Genomic DNA, 17,269 nt, shown 5'->3' with positions numbered 1-17,269 from the left:
GACTACACACCTTACTTGATTGACCACGGCTCAGTGCTGAGCCTTTGGGATTTATTGCAACCTGCTGAAGAAAGTTCGGAACAACATGTTGAAGCAAGCTCTCTCTGCCATCGCGATTGCCACTCTGGCCCTGACAGCCCAAGCCGGCGAAGTGCTCAAGGTCGCTGCGACCGCCGTACCTCACGCTGAAATTCTCAACCACATCAAGCCTGCGCTGAAGGCCCAGGGCATCGATCTGGAAATCAAGGAATTCAGCGACTACGTGCAGCCCAATGCCGCCGTGGAAGACAAGCAACTCGATGCCAACTTCTTCCAGCACCAGCCCTATCTGGACAGCTACAACAAGGATCGCAAGAGCTCCCTGGTGGCCGTGCCCAACGGCAAGGTGCATGTGGAGCCCTTCGGTGCCTACTCCAGCAAGATCAAGAACATCAAGGATCTGAAGAATGGCGCCACCGTGGCCATTCCCAACGACCCGTCCAACGGCGGCCGCGCCCTGATCCTGCTGGCCAAGCAGGGCCTGATCGAGCTCAAGGACCCCAAGAGCCTGACGCCCACGCCTCTGGACATCGTCAAAAACCCCAAGAAGCTCAAATTCAAGGAACTGGAAGCGCCTTTGCTGCCCCGTGCGCTGGCTGACGTCGATCTGGCCCTGATCAATACCAACTACGCCATCGAAGCCAAGCTCAATCCCACCAAGGATGCGCTGTTCATCGAAGGTGCGGACTCGCCCTATACCAATATCGTGGCGGCCCGCAAGGATCGCGCCGGCGGTGCCGATATTGCCAAGCTGATGAGCGCTCTGCACTCTGCAGACACCAAGAAGTTCATCCAGGAGAAGTACAAGGGCGCCGTCGTTCCCGCCTTCTGAAGACCCGGCATCTAGCCAGCTCCCATGAAAAAGCGCTGCCTGGGCAGCGCTTTTTTATTGCTCTTCAATTCATAGCTGCAAGCGCATGTATTGATTGGGATATTCGGTAGAAACCTTTAAGTCGCCGTGGCTGCGCTCTTGGCTGCCGTCTCGGCCTGCGGCTTGGAAGGCGGCCGCGTCATCGCACTGCCCATGGCCGCGCCCATGATGCAGGCAATGGCGGCCCATTGCACCAGGGTCAGATGCTCGCTCAGCAGCAGCATGCCCATGAAGGCGGCAATCGCGGGCTCGGTGGCCAGGGCAATGCCGAAAGTGGCGGGCGGCAGGCGACGCAAAGCCATCATTTCCAGCGTGTAGGGCAAGGCGCTGGAAATGGCAGCCACCATCAGTCCGAACAACAAGATGGAAGGCGACAGCAGCTTGACGCCGGCTTCGGCTACGCCAAAAGGCACGACGACCAGTGCCGCGCACAGCAGGCCCAGCGACACGGCCTGCCCGCTGGGAATCTGACCCAGCCTGCGCCCCAGCACGATATACAACGCCCAGCAAACGGCCGCGCCCACCGCACAGGCCACCCCCGTGGGCGACAGATGCAGGCCGCTGTCATGGCCAATGGGCAAGATAAGCGCCAGACCGGCCACCGCCAACGCCAGCCAGACAAAATCCACGGCCCGGCGCGAGTAGTAGATCGCTACCGCCAGCGGGCCGGAAAACTCAATGGCCACGGCCAGGCCAAAGGGAATATCACGCAGCGCCATGTAGAACAGCAGGTTCATGCAGCCCAGCGCCAGGCCAAAGCGCAGCAGCGCAAAAGCTTGCTGACGGTTGAGCGTCCAGCGCCAGGGCCGCCAGATGCACACCAGGATCAGAGCCGCAAACCCCACGCGCAAGGCCGAGGTGCCCTGGGCACCGACCAGAGGAAACAGCTGCTTGGCCAGCGAGGTCCCCACGCCCAGCGAGGTGACCGAGCCCAACACGGCCAACACGGGCCACCAATGATTCCAGCTGTTTTTTGACATAGGCGCGTACGATATTGCATAGCCCCTGTGAAATTCACTCGTTTTCAGCACTGCTCTTGCAAGTTTCGCTCTTACTGCACCGCAACACCCTATGCCCGCCGCCGATCTGGACTCTTTTGACCGCGCCATTCTTGCCGAACTGCAGCGTGACAACCTCACACCCCAACGCCTGGTCGCCGAGCGCATCAATCTCTCGGCTCCCGCCGTTCAACGGCGCATCAAGCGGCTGCAGGAAACTGGAGTGATCAGCGCCAATGTGGCCGTGCTGGAGCCCGGCAAGCTGGGACTGAGCATCACGGCCATCATCACCGTGCAGCTGGTCAATGACAGGCCCGATCTCTCCCGGCCGTTTCGCCAGCGCCTGCAGCAGGAGGCTGCCGTGCAGCAAAGCTGGTATGTGACGGGCGAGACCGACTATGTGCTGGTGGTCAGTGCCACCGATATGGAGGACTACCAGGCGATCTGCGCCCGCTTGTTCGAGGGCGACGAGAACATTCGACGCTTTAGCACATCGATCGCACTGGAACGAGTGAAAACAGGCTTACAGCTGCCGATTTGAAGCAGAACCAGGCTGATTGCGCAGCCAAACGACGCAAGCAAGCTTGGATATGCGTGCAATTACCGACACATCAGGTTTAACAGCATTGCAATTTAGTGAAACAAATTGCAACATGCATGCGACTACAGCCCTACAGAATGGAAACATTACGTAACAGGCTGCCTACACTCTTTTGAGGAGCCATCTATGTCGTCCCTGCCTATCAACGCGCTCGATATGGCCACCCTGGTTGCCACCCGCACCCTGGAAAAGTATGCGGCCGACTACTATCCCCGGCGCTCGCAGCTCACCCTCAACTTCCGTGGTGACATTGCCGAGAAGCACCAGTACGACAAAATCACCCCGCTGTCCCAGGCCCAATGCCACGGCGGTCGCGAGGTGGTGATCGAGGGGTTGAGCAAGAAAACCGGCAACACCGGCCACTACCGCATTGAATGCAATGGCTGGAATCTGATCGAGATCGTGGGCCTATGGACAGAACCAGCGGCACCATCTGAGGACTGAGGCCGCGCGACTCAATCCGCCCAAACGCTGCCAGCCACCCACCAGGCCAGACACAGCATCATCACGCCGGTGATGCCATCCATGATGCGCCAGGCCCTGGGATTGGCGAACAAATGCTTGAGCCGTCGGCCCGCCAGCGCCAGCAGTACAAACCACAGACAGCTGGCCGAGGCCGCACCGATCACATACGACCAGCGTCCCGCGCCTTGCTGCTGCGCGCCTATCGAGCCCATGAGCAGCACCGTATCCAGGTACACATGGGGGTTGAGCAAGGTGATTGCCGCCAGTGCGGCCAGCACACTCATCAGGCTGCGCGGCCCGCTCTTGCGCTGCTCGGCCTGCGGCGCGGCGTCGGGCGCAAGCCACATGCGCCTGAGAGCAAACAGACCATAGGCCAGCAAAAACGCGGCACCGCCCAGCGTCAGGTACTGGGCCAGCTCGGGGTAGCTGGCCAGCATTTGCGCCATGCCCGCCACACCCAGAGCCACCAGCAGCACATCGCTGAGCACGCACCAGGTCACACAGGCACGTACATGCTCACCCTGCACGGCCTGGCGCAGCACATACATGTTCTGGGCACCAATGGAGACGATGAGCGAAGCGCACACCGTGAAGCCGGCTATCCAGGCGGAAGAAAAATTCGTTGTCAGGTCCACTATCAAATACTCGCTCTCAAATACTCACTCTTGACTGGCCCGGATTCTCTCCTCTGAAAATAGTTAAGTAAAATTACATTTACTCAATCAAATGAAGTATTTCTAATGCTTGACTATGCAGGATTGGAAGCCCTGGCCGCCGTGGTGCGCGAAGGCAGTTTTGAACGTGCGGCGCGCAAGCTGCATGTGACGCCCTCGGCCGTCTCCCAGCGCATCAAGCTGCTCGAAGAACGCTTGGGCCAGGTGCTGGTGCTGCGCGGCCAGCCCTGCACGGGCACCGAGGCCGGGCGACGTCTGTGCCTGCATGTGGAGCAGGTGGCACTGCTGGAAAACGACTTGCGCCGCAAAAACCCCGAGCTGGTGCCCGAGGGGCAGACCGCCTTGCCCACGCTCAAGCTGGCGGTGAATGCCGACTCCCTGTCCACCTGGTTCATGGACGCCATGGCCGCGTTCACGCAGGACGGCAACGAGCTGCTGGACATCAGCATCGACGACCAGGACCACACGGCCAAACGCATCAAGGAAGGCGAGGTGATGGCCGCCGTCACGGCCACGGGATCGGTAATTGCCGGCTGCAACACCTGGCCGCTGGGCCGCATGCGCTATATCGCCGTGGCCAGCCCCGAGTTTGTGGCCCGCTATCTAGCCCAGGCGGATACGGACCAGAGTCTGGCCGAGGCCCTGGCCAAGGCGCCCATGATGTACTACGGCCGCAAGGACAGCCTGCAGGATCAATGGCTGCACAGCCTGGGGCAGGATGGACGGCGCAATAACGCGCGCCATTTTCTGCCCTCCAACCAGGGCTACTCCCGTGCCGTGGAGCTGGGCATGGGCTGGGGCATGCACCCTGCAGCACTGATAGCGCCGCAGCTGGCCAGTGGCGAATTGATAGCGCTGCTGCCGGGCAAAAATCTCTACATTCCCATGTACTGGGCCCATACCCGCAATGCGCAAGCCAGCCTGCAGCGGCTGACCGATTGCGTCATTCACGCCGCCGCTGCCTGGCTGGAGCCCGTGGAGAGCTGAACCGCATTTTTCAGTCTATTTTTGGGCAATACCCCTTATAGGTATTGCGCAAGCTGCTATCAAAACCGGATTTCACTGCGGCGCGCCGGGCTTCACATGGCGCACGGCAGCCTTGGCCTGGCTGAGCACGTGAAAGTCCAGAATGCGCGTGGCCATGATGGTTTCCCAGAGAAAGCAGCACAGCGCCGAGACAAAGGTCAGCACGCCAATCAGAAAGCTGAACACGGCATAGCGCTGGCCGCTGACGCCATAGGCCTCGCCCACGAACAGCAGCACAATCGTCAGCCCTATGCACACGCCGCACAGCGTGAGCAGTCCGATAGACACATTGGCCAGGCGGCCGCGCGCGCGCAAATAATGCAGCTCGGTCAGGCTGCGTGCAATCAGCTCGTGATCGGTGGCAGTGCGCAGGTTCTCTTCCAGCTTGCGCGCCCTGTCGATGATGCGGGCCAGCCGTCCGGCCACCGAGCCGATCATGCCGGCCACCGCAGTCAGAAAGAAAACCGGAGCTACGGCCAGCTGGATGCTATGGGTGACGGTTGCGGCGTCAATGGTCCAGATACTCATTGGGTCCTCAAAATCGGGTCGTTCTCAGCCTCTATTCTTATGCACAAAAGTCAGCGCTGTTTTCACCAGGACACGTAGAAATGACCAGCAGCCCTGTTTTTTCAGCGGCCATCACCGGCCTTGACTAAGTCGCAGGCACGGGCGCGGCGTGATCAAGCTTGAGCCGGTGCCACAGCCTGAGCATCTCCAGCAACAGCGAAGGCGCACGGTCTATGCGGTACACCGCCCCCAGCGGCGGCAAGCCGCCGGCTATGCGCACATCCAGCACCCGCACACGGCCCTGGGTTCGCAGGCCCGGCAAAATGCTGCGCGGCACCAGGGACACCGCGCCGGGCTGAGTCAGCAGCCCCTCAAGCACCGGCAGGGACACGGTAGAGGCGGGAAACCACGATGCATCCTCGAGCACCGGCAGGATCTCGTTTTCCACGATGCTGCGCACCGCGATACCAAAGCTGGGCAACACCCAGCGTGCGCCTCTCAGGGACTGCAGCGCCACATCGCGACGCCCCACCAGAGCATGCTCCACATCGGCAATCACCACCGCCGCATCCAGCAGCAAAGGCTCGAAGGCGAAAGCGGCCGGCAACATCTGGGGCTGGCGGCAGAACACCACGTCCAGGCGGGAAGCCATGAGCTGCGACAGCAAAGGCGTGCTGGCGTCCTCGTGCACATCCACATGCACCTGCGGATGCGCCTCATAAAAGCGCGGCAGCAGCTGCGACAGAATGGACATGGCCGCCGCAGGAATAGAGCCCATGCGCAGCGCAGCAGCCGCCCCACGGCGTATGGAGGCCAGCGACTCTGAAACCTCCTGCAGCCCGGCCAGCATGCCGTGCGCGGCATCAATCAAGGTCTGGCCCGCCACCGTGGGCCGCATGCCCCGCGCATGGCGTTCGAACAGCTTCATGTCCAGCACCCGCTCCAGTTCTGCCAGGGCCTGGGTGGCGGCCGACTGGCTCATGTTCAGGTGCACGGCAGCCTGCAGGACCGAGCCGCACTGCTGCAGCGCCACCAGCAGCTGCAGCTGGCGCAAGCGCCCCTGTTTGGTCAAACGGGAGAACAGCTGCTTGCCTTCGGGTGTTGCGACATCGTCGCTGCGCTGCAATTCGGAAAAAGGATATGGACTGGGCATGGAGAACCTAGGGTTTGCACTTATCACGCTACAAGCTTCACAGGGAGAAGCCTCATAGCTATCGGCATAGCTTATAGCTTGCGACAAATATCGTGCACTGCAAAGCCGTTGAAATTTCTATATTTCACTTCAATGACGGCGCAAACAGCATGACCTGCACCATGCCTATGGACGCGCTGTCGCCGATATCTTTCTGGAGTCGCTCATGTCCGCACCCTCACGCCAAAACCGCCGCTTTCGCCGCCTCGGCCTGATCTCCCTGGCCGCCGCCAGCACCCTCTGGGCATTGCCGGCAGCGCAGGCGCTGGCCGCCGATGTCTACCCCAGCAAGCCCGTCAAGCTCATCGTTCCCTTTGCGGCAGGCGGCTCCACCGATATCGTGGCGCGGGTGATTGCCGAAGGCATGCGCTCCACCCTGGGCCAACCGGTGATCGTGGACAACAAAGGCGGCGCAGGCGGCCTGATAGGCAGCGAAGCCATTGCCCAGGCCGCACCCGACGGCTACACCATTGGCATGGCCACCGTGAGCACGGCCACCATCAACCCCCTGCTCTACAAGCGCGCAACCAAGCTGGAAGGCAAGCTGCTGCCCGTGGCCAATCTGGTGACCATGCCCTCGGTCTATATGGCTCACCCCAAGATGGGCGTGAACAACTTCAACGACTTTCTGGCCAAGATCAAGGCCCAGCCCGGCAGCTACAGCGCCGGCGTGCCGGGTCTGGGAACGCTGGGCCATCTGATGGTGGCCTCGTTCAACGAAACCATGAAGACCCAGATCCAGATCGTGCCCTATCGCGGCAACGGCCCGGCGCTCAATGACGCTCTGGCCGGCATGGTACAGATCATGACCGACCAGCTGCCCTCGGCCATGCCCCAGATCAAGGGCGGCAAGCTGGTGCCGGTGGTGGTCGCTTCCCACGGCCGCTCGCCCGACCTGCCCAACGTGCCCACCTTCAAGGAGCTGGGCTATGAAGAGCTCAACGAGCTGGGCATCAGCTGGTTCGGTCTGGTCGTGCCATCCGGCACACCAGCAGCCATCGTCAAGCAGCTGCAGGAAGCCGCCGTCAAGGCTGCCCATCTGCCCGAGGTGCAAAAGCATCTGAAAAATCTGGGCGCCACCTCGACCGAAACGCCTCCGGTCCAGTTCCCGGCCCAGATCGCCGCCGAACTCAAGCGCAACAAGGCCCTGCTGGACAAGGCCGGCGTCAAGCCCGAATAAGCCGCTGTGCCTGACTCCCCCGCCCGCCCATCTTTCTTAAAGCACCCGGCAAAGGATTTTTCCCCCATGCAAGCGATGAACGCCCTGCAGGATTTCTTTCAGCGTGAAACACCGCGCATGACGGCTTTGGCCGATCAGATCTGGTCGCTGGCCGAGCTGCGCTATGCCGAGAATGCCTCGGCCCAACTGCACACGGCAGCGCTGGAACAGGCCGGCTTTCGCATCACCCAGAACGTGGCCGGCATTCCCACGGCCTTCATGGCCGAATGGGGCAGCGAAGGCCCGGTGATTGCCCTGCTCGGCGAATACGATGCGCTGTCGGGTCTGAACCAGCAAAGCGGCGCCCTGGTCTGCACGCCATCCACCGACAGCCCGGGCCTGGCCGGCCATGGCTGCGGCCATCACCTGCTGGGCACATCGGCCCACTTTGCGGCCATTGCGCTGCAGCAGCATCTGAGCCGCACGGGCCAGAGCGGCCGCGTGCGCTACTACGGCTGCCCGGCCGAGGAAGGCGGCTCCGGCAAGACCTTCATGGCGCGCGCCGGTGTGTTCGACGATGTCGATGCCGCGCTGACCTGGCACCCGGCCAGCTACACCGGCCTGTTCAGCCAGAGCACGCTGGCCAATATCCAGGCCAAGTTCATCTTCCACGGCAAGGCTTCGCACGCCGCGCATTCGCCGCACCTGGGCCGCAGCGCGCTGGACGCGGTGGAGCTGATGAACGTGGGCGTGAACTATCTGCGCGAACACATGCCTTCGGATGCGCGCGTGCACTATGCCGTGACCGATAGCGGCGGCCTGTCGCCCAATGTGGTGCAGGCCCGCGCCGAAGCGCTGTATCTGATACGCGCGGCGCGCAACCACGAAGCGGCCGAACTCTACGAGCGCGTGCAAAACGTGGCCCGTGGTGCGGCGCTGATGACCGACTGCAAGCTGGAGATCGTGTTCGACAAAGCCTGCTCCAACCTGCTGCAAAACAGCACCTTGAACGAGGTGATGTATGCACAGATGCAGGCTCTGGGCCAGTTGCAGGTGGATGCGCAGACGCAGTCCGTGGCCGGACAGTTTCAGGCCACGCTGGATCAGAACGACGTGGACGCCGTCAGCCGCCCGCTGGCCAGCGTGTTGCGCGGCAAGGTTCCGGCCATCTTCGAAGGCCTGTCGCCCTACGACCCCAAGGTCAACGACATCATGTTCGGCTCCACCGACGTGGCCGATGTGAGCTGGATCACGCCCACGGTCCAGGCCTGGGTGGCCTGCTACGCTTTCGGCACGCCGCTGCATTCATGGCAGATGGTCTCGCAAGGCCAATCCACCCTGGCCCATGCCGGCATGGTGCGCGCGGCCAAGATTCTCACGGCCACCGCCATCGAACTGCTGGCCCATCCCGAACAGCTAAGCCTGGCCAAGCAGGAGCTGCTGCAGCGCCGCGGCGGCAAGCCTTATATCTGCCCCATACCGCCGGAGGTGCCGCTGCCGTTTTTGCGCAAGTAAACCGTCCGTATTTCAGCCTCAGGCCCTGCAAGCGATTGCAGGGCTTTTTTGCGGGCTGCTTCATGCGCGGCTGCGGCTGCTTCACCCGCTTCTTGCGCGCACGCAAAACGCCGCCCGTCAAAGCTTGATGCAACACAAGCCCTGAGCGCCGGCTCCGGGCAATAGTCGGCCTATGACCGCATGCCCGCGGCTCACCACAGGGAGGCCCCATGAAACTGATGATCGATCTTTTTTCCACCGACTACGGGCTGATGAGCCTGATCGTCATCGTCTTAATTCTGGTGATGGCGGTGTTCTTCACCTGCTTGTTCATGGGCAAGATGAAACACATTGCGGCCGAGGCCCCTAAAGAATGATTTTCATAGCAGCTAGTGCAATACAGATATAGGCTTCAAGCATAAAATACCCAAAAGCAAAAACACAAAAGGCCAGAGATTGCTCCGGCCTTTTGTGTCTCTGCGATCACCGCAATCAGTAGTGCGGCGGCAGTTCGTCACGCAAGTTGCGCTGTCCGGCACCACCGCCCTCGGGCACCTGGCGCTTGAGTTCACGCAACTCGTTGATGAGCATGTCGATTTGCTGCTGCTGGCGGTAAATCGTCATATTGAGTTGCTCCAGCAGATCGTCGGTATAGCTGGCCTTGATCTCCAGCTCCATCACCCTGGTCTGCAGAGACTCCATGTCCTCGCTCATGCTCACCCTTTCAGCGCCTTGGCCAGACGCGCAATGCCGTCGCGAATCTTGTCTTCATCGGCCGTCGCGAACGAGAGGCGGAAGGTGGCGCTGTCGGCGTTCTGCGCATAAAAAGGCGTGCCCGGCACAAAGGCCACGCTTTCCTCAATAGCCTTCTTGGCCAGGACGCCGGCATCGGCCAGCTGACCGCGGGCACCCGTCAGCCGCACCCACAGGAACAGGCCGCCCTGGGGCTGCACGAATTCCACGGCATCGCCCAACTGCTCGCGCAGCGCATCGCCCATGGCCTTGGCACGCTTGGCATAGACCTCGCGCACATGGGCCAAGGTCTTGGGCATGGCGCCGGACTTCAGGTATTGCGCTGCCGTGGCCTGGGCAAAAGTGCTGGTATGGGCATCGCTGAACTGCTTGCACATCACGGCGCGAGACAGCAGCTCGGGCGGAGCAATCAACCAGCCTATGCGCAGACCGGGGCTGAGCACCTTGGACAGCGAGCCACAGTGCGCCAGCCAGGCACGGCTGCCAGGCACTTCGCGCGACAGCGCCAGCAGGCTGGCGGGTGGCGCGGCATCGAAGTACAGATCGCCGTAGGGATCGTCCTCCACCACCAGCGTCTGGTACTTGACGGCCAGCTCCAGCACTTTCTTGCGGCGTTCCAGACTCAGAGTGGCGCCGCTGGGGTTGCCAAAAGTGGGAATCAGATAGACCAGCTTGGGCTGGTGCTCGGCAATCAGAGCCTCCAGCGCATCGGTGTTGACGCCGTGCTCGTCCACGGGCGCGGAGATCACTTCGGCGCCGTAAAGGCGGAAACACTGGATGGTGGCCAGGAAAGTCGGGCCTTCCACGATGACCTTGTCACCCTCGCCCAGCATGGTCTTGCCCAGCAAGTCCAGCGCCTGCTGGCTGCCCGTGGTCACGATGAGCTGCTCGGGTGCCACATCGGGTGCGCCCTTGCTGGCCATGAAGGTCGAGAGCTGCTCGCGCAGCGGCTGGTAGCCCTCGGTGGCGCCATATTGCAATGCCGCACCGGCCTCTTGCTGCAGGGCAGCTGCCGATGCGGCACTGATGCCTGCCACATCAAACATGGCGCTGTCCGGAAAGCCGCCTGCAAAGCTGATGATGCCGGGCTTGCCCAGCAGCTTGAACAGTTCACGGATCGCAGAGGTCTCTACGTTATCGAGTCGTTTGGCAAATTGCATACGTTTTTTCGTTAAAGCGCGACGGAGATGGGAATTGCAGGCAGTAGCACCTGCCCGAAAGCGCTCTATTGTGGCGCGCCCGGCAGCCTGTCGGGAAACACTCTTGTATTTGTAGGTACAAATGCCAGACGGTCGTAAGACGATACCTAGCAATGTGTCACTTTCGATAGGATTTATTAATTAAGTGTAACTCCGTTTCTGGAGATATGAATTGGACAGTCTTGAGGGTGAAACAGGAATATGCACACACCGCCGCAGCAGGCGGCATGGACTCCGATTTCTTTTGGTGCATATCTTTAAGACGAGGGTTTTATGCGTACTTCTGATTTGACACAGAGCTTGCTGTCCGCGGACATGAACAGCAAAACAGGTCTGGGCCTGCGCAGCCTCTGCGCCGTGGCCCTGGTGGCCAGCCTGGCGGCCTGCGGCTCCAGCGGCTCGCTTCGCAGCGAGACCGGTGCGGGAAGCGGCGGCAGCGGTGGTGGCGATGTGGTCGCCGGCGGCGGTGGCACGGGTGGTGGCACGGGTGGTGGCACGGGTGGTGGCACGGGTGGTGGCACGGGNGGNGGCACGGGCGGCGGCACGGGCGGCGGCACGGGCGGCGGGACCGGTGGCGGCAACAACGGCGGCAACCCTGCTGCGGATTCTCTGACCGTGGTTCGCGACACCGTCAACAACACCAGCGACGCGCTGGGTGGCGTCAATGGCGTGATCACCGATGCCAATACGCTGGTCACCGGCGTGCTGGGCAAGGCTACAGATAACACCCCGCTCAGCGGCATCGCACAGCCGGCCAGCGGCATTCTGGGCAACACCAACTCTGCGGTGGCGTCACTGACCAATGGAGTCAGCTCGGGACTGGGGCAAATCGGCAAGACCGCCGACCCCATAGGCACCACGGTACAAAGCGTGGCCCCTGCCGTGGGCTATCTGGGTAAAGCTGTCGGCAGCGTGGGTCAGACCGTCAGCGCGCTGGACAAGCCGGAGCTGGGCGCCGTGGGCGATGTGGCTGGTCTGGCAGGCGGTCTCGTCCAGACAGTGGGAGGCGGCGTCACCCGCCTGGAAGGAACGGTCAAGCAAGTGACGCAAAGTCCTCTGGTCAGCGGACTGACCAGTAATCTGAGCAGCACTGCCACCCCCATTCTGGGCAGCGTGGTCGGCACGGTACAAAACCTGGGTCAGACCACCGGCATAGGCCAGCCGGTCAACAATCTGCTGACCACCGTGGGAGGCTTGGTCAGCCATGTAGGCACCGGTATTGCCGCTACCGATGCCCCCATCGTCGCGCCGCTGGGCCAGGTGGTTGACGGAGTGGGCGAGACCGTTGCCGGCCTGGGCGGCCTGGCCAAAACACCAGGTTCCACTCCCCATGCCGGCTTGCTCAGCCCCGTCACCGGCCTGCTTGGCGGCGTGAGCGGCGGCAGCGGTGGCGGGGTGCTCTCGCCAGTCACCGGTTTGCTGGGTGGAATCAATGGCGGTAGCAACGGGGGGCCGTTGTCTCCAGTCACCAGCCTGGTAGGTGGTCTGACCGGTGGCTTGACAGGCGGTTCCGGTGGGGGCGGCGTAGTAGGCGGCGGCGTTCTGGCTCCCGTCACCCAGCTTGTCGGCGGGCTCACCGGCGGCGTGACTGGCGGCTCTGGTGGTGCAGCTGGCATAGGCGGCATTCTGGCCCCCGTCACTCACCTAGTCGGCGGACTGACAGGTGGTGTGACCGGCGGCTCTACGGCCCCCGGTGGCGGCATCCTGGCACCTGTCGCCCATCTGGTCTCGGGCGTGACCGGCGGGCTGACCGTGGCCGCCAATGCCACCACCAACGTGACAGCAGGCGTGGGTACGGAAGCCCAGGCCGGCCCACTGGGCGGTCTGCTGGGCGGGGTTCTCGGTGGCATGGGAGCGCTGACGGGCGGTCTGGGCGCCACTGCCAAGTAAAGCATGGGCGATGTCATCCGGCATCGCCTGCTTTGCAAGCCCGCTGCGTGCGGGCTTTTTTGCGACAGACCCCTATACCCAAAACAAGGTAAGCCACTAAAAATGCAGCAGAGAAAGAAAAGACAGGAGGGCGTTTTGGAGATGAAGCAAACAAGGACTTTTCGCCGCTCGCGCTGGACGAGCGCTTTACCGCTGAGCCTGCCGCTGCTTTTCGGCACGGCTCTGACATGGGCCCAGTCGGGCAATCCGCTGCAAACCCTGCCCCGCGTGCCGCCAGCCAGCCGCCCTCAGGTGCCAATACAGATACAAACGCCCCAGGTCGGCAACCAGGATATTGCCAGCGTGCAAGTCGCCGTCAGGGGCGTGAATGTCCAAGGCAGCTCGGCCATTGCCTTCGATGAGGTCAGCGCCCTGTTCACGCCCTTCATCAATGGCACCCATACCGTGGGCGCTCTGGCCCAGGCGGCACAGAAAGTGGGAGAGCTGTACCAGCAGCGCGGATTTGCGCTCTCTTTTGCTTTTTTGCCGCCGCAGAACTTTGCCGATGGCGTGGTCCTGGTCACCGTGGTGGAAGGCTATGTGGCCAATCTTCAGCTGGAAGGCGATTTTGGGCGCTCCGAATCCGGGATTCGCGAACTGGCCCAGCCCCTGCTTCATGAAAAACCGTTGACCACCCAAACCTTTCAAAGACAGACCCAGCTGATGGCCCGTCTGCCGGGCGTGCAGATTGCCGCCTCTGCCAGCCTGCCCACCACCACGGACGGCGCCACGGCACTTGTCATCAAGTCCAAGCACAAGCCTGTGGTGGTGGCTTTGGGCGGCGAGCTGCGCAAACCCACACCGCGCATAATTGCGTCGCTCACGCTCAACGACCCCTTGTGGGCAGGCAGCCAGTTGCAGCTGTCCACCATGCTGCAAAAACCCAGCAAGGAGCGTTTCAGCTCACTGGGCTTTACCCAGTCGCTCAATGCCGAAGGCACGCTGGCCCGGGCCAGCTTTTCTGACTATCGCAGCTTCAACAACCCCGCCACGCACATACCCGGCATTGACGACCTGACGCGCCAGCGCAAGCTTGACTTCAACATCAGCCACCCCTTGATACTGAGCAACCGCACGCAGCTGATAGGCACGGCCGGCCTGTACGCCATCAACTACAACAAGGAGTTGCAGACCAACCGCGAATATCTTTCCAATGAAGAGCGGGTGCGCACGCTGTACGCCCAGCTGGCATGGTCATCGTTCAGCCCGCAGGCCACACGCTCGGCCAATCTGCTGCTGGCGCACGGCCTGAACTCCATGGGCGCACAGGCGGGTCTGCTCTATCAGAACCTCAATCAGACCTTGGTGCTGCCTTCGTCGGTAAAGCTCGATTTCACGCGCCTGCTGATGGAATACAGCCAGCGCCACCGCTTTGCCAGCAAATTCGGCGCCGGCTTTGCCGTTGGCGGGCAATACAGCCGCGACATTCTGCCCACGCCTGAAAAAATCTCCTTCGGCTCCAACCGCTTTGGGCGCGGCTATCAGGCGGGAGAATTTTCCGGCGACTCGGGCCTGGGCGCCAGCGTGGAAGGCAACTACCAGTTTGTCATGGCCCATCAGTGGCTCAAATCCGTCGAACCCTATGTGCTTTATGAATGGGCGCGCACCCATCAGAGAACCAGCGGGCTGGCGGGCAACACCTTGCGCTCGGCCAGCCTCGGACTGCGCTTGTCCGACAATCGCCACTACTCCCTGGACCTTGCGGCCAGCAAGCCCATGGGCGACCGCACGGCCAACAACCCCGAGCGCGAACTGCGCTACAGCCTGCTGCTCAGCTACAACCTCGATCTCTGAGGCCGCACCCGTCTTGCGTCCAAGCCGCGGCCCGCAAAGCCTGCGGCTTTTTTAACGGCAGCAAGCAAGCGACAATAGCGCAATGAAAAAAAGCGAGATCGAGCCTTTTTTTGCCGCGCTCAAGGCCGCCAACCCCACGCCGCAAACCGAGCTGGAATACACCACCGTCTTTGAGCTGCTGACCGCCGTGCTGCTGTCGGCCCAGGCCACCGACGTGGGCGTAAACAAGGCCACGCGCAAGCTGTTTCCGGTAGCCAATACGCCGCAGGCAATTCTGGATCTGGGTCTGGAGGGGCTTGAGAGCTATATCAAGACCATAGGTCTGTACCGCAGCAAAGCCAAGCATCTGATGCAGACCTGCGCCATGCTGGTGAATCTGCATGGCGGCCAGGTGCCCAGCACCCGCGAAGAACTGGAAGCCTTGCCCGGCGTGGGCCGCAAGACCGCCAATGTGGTGCTCAACGTGGCCTTTGGCCAACCTACCATGGCGGTGGACACGCATATCTTTCGCGTAAGCAACCGCACCGGGCTGGCCCCCGGCAAGAATCCGTTGGAAGTGGAGAAACAGCTGCTCAAACGCGTGCCCGAGGAGTACGCCGTGGATTCTCACCACTGGCTGATCCTGCTGGGCCGCTATGTCTGCCAGGCCCGCAAACCCCGCTGCTGGGAGTGCGTGGTGTCCCAATACTGCGATTTCACGCCCAAGACGGCCGCGCCCACGGCAGAAAAAAAGAGCTGAAACAGCCGCTAGCGTACATCACAAAAGCGCCAATAGCTATCAATACAGAAGCGGTCTTCAGCCCTTGGTGCTGACGCCTGCCGACTCGAAGCTGGCCATCTCGTTGAGCATGGTGCAGGCCGACAGCAGCAGCGGCCAGGCCAGTGCCGCACCCGAGCCTTCTCCCAGGCGCAGCTGCCAATCCAGCAGCGGCTGGGCCTGCAGCTGGGCCAGCATGCGGGTATGGCCCGGTTCGCCCGAGCGATGGGCATAGACACAGCGCTGCAGCACATGGGGCTGCAGACGGCTGGCCACCAGCACAGCGGCCGTGGTGATGAAACCATCCACCACAATCAGGCGGCGTTCGGCCGCAGCCTGCAGCACGGCGCCGGTCATGGTGGCAATCTCCAGCCCGCCCATGGCAGCCAGCACGGCCAAAGGTTCCGTTACTGCCGTATGCCGCTGCAGCACCTGCTTGAGCACCGCCAGCTTGCGCTGCAGGCCCTGGGCATCGAGACCGGTACCCATGCCGGTGACGGCTTCAATCGGTTCTCCACACAGCCGCGCCAGCAGCAGCGATGCGGCCGAGGTGTTGCCAATGCCCATCTCGCCCAGCAGCAAGGCATTGCCGGGCAGCTTCTTGACCAGCTCCGCGCCGTTGCGCAAGGCCACGGCGCACTGCTCGGCCGTCATGGCCGGCCCTTCGCTGCTATCGGCCGTGCCATAAGCCACCTTGCGGCGCCACAGGCGCGGCTCGTCGGCCTTGGGCTGCTTGTGTTCAGGGTCTTGCTCGCGCACGGCGAAGTCCTTGGCCACACCGCAATCGACCACATTCAGGGCAATCCCGTTCTGGCGCGAAAGCACGCTGACCGCGGCACCGCCGGCCAGAAAATTCTCCACCATCTGCCAGGTCACATCCACCGGATAGGCCGACACGCCTTTGGCGGCCAGGCCATGGTCTGCGGCAAACACCAGCATCTGCGGAGCTTGCAGCTGCGGCTGCTCACTGCCCAGCACCGAGGCCAGCTTCAGCGCCAGCGCCTCCAGCACACCCAGCGAGCCCAGAGGCTTGGTCTTGAAGTCCAGCTTGTGCTGCACGCAAGCCAACAGTTGCTCGTCGCTGATATCGGCCACTTCGGGGCAGGACCAGATGCTGGACAGAGCTAAATCGGAACGGATAACGGAATTCATCAAGGCGGCAATCCCCGGCACATCGAATACAGGCGCGACCATTGACCGGAAACGGCCTGCACCCCTACTTTGCTGGCAACGCCCTGCCAGCCGGATGCCGAGTATCGCGCGTTCTGGAGTGCATACAGCACCGGCAGGAAAGCCCGGCCACGAAAAAAGGCTCCGCAGAGCCTTGGGGCATGCTGAAGATGAGCCGCTTACTGGCCTACCGGCACTTCAATGGTCGACTCGCGCAAGATACCGCCTTCCTGCACCGTACCGCTGACCGCCCCCTGCTTGACACGGTCGGCACAGGCCTGGCGGTCGATATCGGTCTTGAACACCTGGCAGCGTGCATAGGCATTGCGTTCGTACTGGCTCATGCCCTGGCCGTCATCGAGCTTGCCACGCTGGGCTTCGGCACGGGCAGCAGCCGCTTCGCGGGTGGCAGGGCTGGCATCGCGCGACCCCTGGCGCTTGTGGTGATGCGAGCCTTGCTGCTTATGCATTTTTTTATGCATTTCCTTGTGAGACTTCATCTCCGCCGATTTGGCAGCCGGGGCCGGTGCCGCATCCATGGTCTGGGCACCGGCAAAGCCAGCGACCGCCAGGGCCACCGCGCCCAGTGTCAATTGCATGGTGCGAATTCCAAAATTTGCCATGAGCAGACTCCCTGATGG

General features: G+C 62.2%; 18 protein-coding genes. 10 read left to right on the top strand and 8 right to left on the bottom strand.

Annotated features, from left to right (window positions below; translation table 11 throughout):
• Nucleotides 1–85 precede the first annotated feature (85 nt).
• Nucleotides 86–871 carry a MetQ/NlpA family ABC transporter substrate-binding protein gene (locus tag ACNAZA_RS08360; protein WP_415796044.1) on the top strand — a complete coding sequence of 262 codons (786 nt, stop codon included), beginning with the start codon at nt 86–88 and terminating at the stop codon, nt 869–871.
• Nucleotides 872–987: 116 nt separating this feature from the next.
• On the opposite strand, the gene ACNAZA_RS08355 is transcribed toward ACNAZA_RS08360, so the two are convergent.
• Nucleotides 988–1,890 (bottom strand): EamA family transporter, encoded by a 903-nt coding sequence (locus ACNAZA_RS08355; RefSeq protein ID WP_415796043.1) that lies wholly within the window; start codon nt 1,888–1,890, stop codon nt 988–990.
• Nucleotides 1,891–1,981: 91 nt separating this feature from the next.
• Here ACNAZA_RS08355 and ACNAZA_RS08350 point away from each other — a divergent pair, with 91 nt between their 5' ends.
• Nucleotides 1,982–2,449 (top strand): Lrp/AsnC family transcriptional regulator, encoded by a 468-nt coding sequence (locus tag ACNAZA_RS08350; RefSeq protein ID WP_415796042.1) that lies wholly within the window; start codon nt 1,982–1,984, stop codon nt 2,447–2,449.
• A gap of 186 nt (nt 2,450–2,635) precedes the next feature.
• A complete protein-coding gene (locus ACNAZA_RS08345; protein ID WP_415796040.1) occupies nt 2,636–2,953 on the top strand; it encodes a hypothetical protein in 318 nt (105 codons plus the stop codon).
• A gap of 11 nt (nt 2,954–2,964) precedes the next feature.
• On the opposite strand, the gene ACNAZA_RS08340 is transcribed toward ACNAZA_RS08345, so the two are convergent.
• Nucleotides 2,965–3,609 carry a LysE/ArgO family amino acid transporter gene (locus tag ACNAZA_RS08340; protein ID WP_415796038.1) on the bottom strand — a complete coding sequence of 215 codons (645 nt, stop codon included), beginning with the start codon at nt 3,607–3,609 and terminating at the stop codon, nt 2,965–2,967.
• A 105-nt stretch (nt 3,610–3,714) separates the two neighbouring features.
• Between ACNAZA_RS08340 and ACNAZA_RS08335 the strand changes: the two genes are divergently transcribed.
• Nucleotides 3,715–4,635, top strand: a complete 921-nt coding sequence (locus ACNAZA_RS08335) for an HTH-type transcriptional regulator ArgP (RefSeq protein WP_415796037.1) — start codon at nt 3,715–3,717, stop codon at nt 4,633–4,635.
• 72 nt (nt 4,636–4,707) lie between these two features.
• Here ACNAZA_RS08335 and ACNAZA_RS08330 read toward each other — a convergent pair whose 3' ends face one another.
• Both ACNAZA_RS08330 and ACNAZA_RS08325 read right to left on the bottom strand, forming a co-directional pair.
• Nucleotides 4,708–5,202, bottom strand: a complete 495-nt coding sequence (locus tag ACNAZA_RS08330) for a DUF2721 domain-containing protein (RefSeq protein ID WP_415796035.1) — start codon at nt 5,200–5,202, stop codon at nt 4,708–4,710.
• 124 nt (nt 5,203–5,326) lie between these two features.
• Nucleotides 5,327–6,334 (bottom strand): LysR family transcriptional regulator, encoded by a 1,008-nt coding sequence (locus ACNAZA_RS08325; protein ID WP_415796034.1) that lies wholly within the window; start codon nt 6,332–6,334, stop codon nt 5,327–5,329.
• Between the two features lie 205 nt (nt 6,335–6,539).
• Here ACNAZA_RS08325 and ACNAZA_RS08320 point away from each other — a divergent pair, with 205 nt between their 5' ends.
• From ACNAZA_RS08320 to ACNAZA_RS08310, 3 genes are all read left to right on the top strand, one after another.
• Complete coding sequence (locus tag ACNAZA_RS08320) at nt 6,540–7,553, top strand: tripartite tricarboxylate transporter substrate binding protein BugE (RefSeq protein WP_415796033.1); 1,014 nt, start codon at nt 6,540–6,542, stop codon at nt 7,551–7,553.
• A 66-nt stretch (nt 7,554–7,619) separates the two neighbouring features.
• A complete protein-coding gene (locus ACNAZA_RS08315; RefSeq protein ID WP_415796032.1) occupies nt 7,620–9,047 on the top strand; it encodes a M20 family metallopeptidase in 1,428 nt (475 codons plus the stop codon).
• Between the two features lie 209 nt (nt 9,048–9,256).
• Nucleotides 9,257–9,403, top strand: a complete 147-nt coding sequence (locus tag ACNAZA_RS08310) for a DUF3149 domain-containing protein (protein ID WP_205589396.1) — start codon at nt 9,257–9,259, stop codon at nt 9,401–9,403.
• A gap of 115 nt (nt 9,404–9,518) precedes the next feature.
• Here the strand turns inward: ACNAZA_RS08310 and ACNAZA_RS08305 are convergent, their stop codons facing one another.
• The gene (locus tag ACNAZA_RS08305; protein WP_120968873.1) at nt 9,519–9,740 is read right to left on the bottom strand and encodes a SlyX family protein; all 222 of its coding nucleotides are present in this window, start codon (nt 9,738–9,740) and stop codon (nt 9,519–9,521) included.
• Nucleotides 9,741–9,742: 2 nt separating this feature from the next.
• Complete coding sequence (locus tag ACNAZA_RS08300; RefSeq protein ID WP_415796030.1) at nt 9,743–10,939, bottom strand: aminotransferase-like domain-containing protein; 1,197 nt, start codon at nt 10,937–10,939, stop codon at nt 9,743–9,745.
• A 654-nt stretch (nt 10,940–11,593) separates the two neighbouring features.
• Here ACNAZA_RS08300 and ACNAZA_RS08295 point away from each other — a divergent pair.
• From ACNAZA_RS08295 to nth, 3 genes are all read left to right on the top strand, one after another.
• The gene (locus tag ACNAZA_RS08295; protein WP_415796108.1) at nt 11,594–12,868 is read left to right on the top strand and encodes a collagen-like triple helix repeat-containing protein; all 1,275 of its coding nucleotides are present in this window, start codon (nt 11,594–11,596) and stop codon (nt 12,866–12,868) included.
• Between the two features lie 141 nt (nt 12,869–13,009).
• Complete coding sequence (locus ACNAZA_RS08290) at nt 13,010–14,701, top strand: ShlB/FhaC/HecB family hemolysin secretion/activation protein (RefSeq protein WP_415796029.1); 1,692 nt, start codon at nt 13,010–13,012, stop codon at nt 14,699–14,701.
• Nucleotides 14,702–14,783: 82 nt separating this feature from the next.
• Nucleotides 14,784–15,440 (top strand): endonuclease III, encoded by a 657-nt coding sequence (gene nth, locus ACNAZA_RS08285; protein ID WP_415796028.1) that lies wholly within the window; start codon nt 14,784–14,786, stop codon nt 15,438–15,440.
• 57 nt (nt 15,441–15,497) lie between these two features.
• Here nth and cobT read toward each other — a convergent pair whose 3' ends face one another.
• Together cobT and ACNAZA_RS08275 are read right to left on the bottom strand one after the other, a co-directional pair.
• Nucleotides 15,498–16,610, bottom strand: coding sequence for a nicotinate-nucleotide--dimethylbenzimidazole phosphoribosyltransferase (gene cobT / locus ACNAZA_RS08280; protein WP_415796106.1), 1,113 nt, complete (start codon nt 16,608–16,610; stop codon nt 15,498–15,500).
• 197 nt (nt 16,611–16,807) lie between these two features.
• Nucleotides 16,808–17,227: a hypothetical protein gene (locus tag ACNAZA_RS08275; RefSeq protein ID WP_415796027.1), complete on the bottom strand. Its 420-nt coding sequence runs from the start codon at nt 17,225–17,227 to the stop codon at nt 16,808–16,810.
• Nucleotides 17,228–17,269 lie beyond the last annotated feature (42 nt).

The sequence above is a fragment of the Comamonas aquatilis genome, from assembly GCF_965139575.1.
Classification (GTDB): Bacteria; Pseudomonadota; Gammaproteobacteria; order Burkholderiales; family Burkholderiaceae_C; genus Comamonas; species Comamonas aquatilis.
This window is presented reverse-complemented; position numbering and strand designations above follow the sequence as displayed.

Coding starts and splice junctions, on each gene's coding strand:
- ACNAZA_RS08360 (WP_415796044.1), top strand. CDS start 86: ATGTTGAAGCAAGCTCTCTCTGCCATCGCGATTGCCACTCTGGCCCTG.
- ACNAZA_RS08355 (WP_415796043.1), bottom strand. CDS start 1,890: ATGTCAAAAAACAGCTGGAATCATTGGTGGCCCGTGTTGGCCGTGTTG.
- ACNAZA_RS08350 (WP_415796042.1), top strand. CDS start 1,982: ATGCCCGCCGCCGATCTGGACTCTTTTGACCGCGCCATTCTTGCCGAA.
- ACNAZA_RS08345 (WP_415796040.1), top strand. CDS start 2,636: ATGTCGTCCCTGCCTATCAACGCGCTCGATATGGCCACCCTGGTTGCC.
- ACNAZA_RS08335 (WP_415796037.1), top strand. CDS start 3,715: ATGCTTGACTATGCAGGATTGGAAGCCCTGGCCGCCGTGGTGCGCGAA.
- ACNAZA_RS08330 (WP_415796035.1), bottom strand. CDS start 5,202: ATGAGTATCTGGACCATTGACGCCGCAACCGTCACCCATAGCATCCAG.
- ACNAZA_RS08325 (WP_415796034.1), bottom strand. CDS start 6,334: ATGCCCAGTCCATATCCTTTTTCCGAATTGCAGCGCAGCGACGATGTC.
- ACNAZA_RS08320 (WP_415796033.1), top strand. CDS start 6,540: ATGTCCGCACCCTCACGCCAAAACCGCCGCTTTCGCCGCCTCGGCCTG.
- ACNAZA_RS08315 (WP_415796032.1), top strand. CDS start 7,620: ATGCAAGCGATGAACGCCCTGCAGGATTTCTTTCAGCGTGAAACACCG.
- ACNAZA_RS08310 (WP_205589396.1), top strand. CDS start 9,257: ATGAAACTGATGATCGATCTTTTTTCCACCGACTACGGGCTGATGAGC.
- ACNAZA_RS08305 (WP_120968873.1), bottom strand. CDS start 9,740: ATGAGCGAGGACATGGAGTCTCTGCAGACCAGGGTGATGGAGCTGGAG.
- ACNAZA_RS08300 (WP_415796030.1), bottom strand. CDS start 10,939: ATGCAATTTGCCAAACGACTCGATAACGTAGAGACCTCTGCGATCCGT.
- ACNAZA_RS08290 (WP_415796029.1), top strand. CDS start 13,010: ATGAAGCAAACAAGGACTTTTCGCCGCTCGCGCTGGACGAGCGCTTTA.
- nth (WP_415796028.1), top strand. CDS start 14,784: ATGAAAAAAAGCGAGATCGAGCCTTTTTTTGCCGCGCTCAAGGCCGCC.
- cobT (WP_415796106.1), bottom strand. CDS start 16,610: ATGAATTCCGTTATCCGTTCCGATTTAGCTCTGTCCAGCATCTGGTCC.
- ACNAZA_RS08275 (WP_415796027.1), bottom strand. CDS start 17,227: ATGCAATTGACACTGGGCGCGGTGGCCCTGGCGGTCGCTGGCTTTGCC.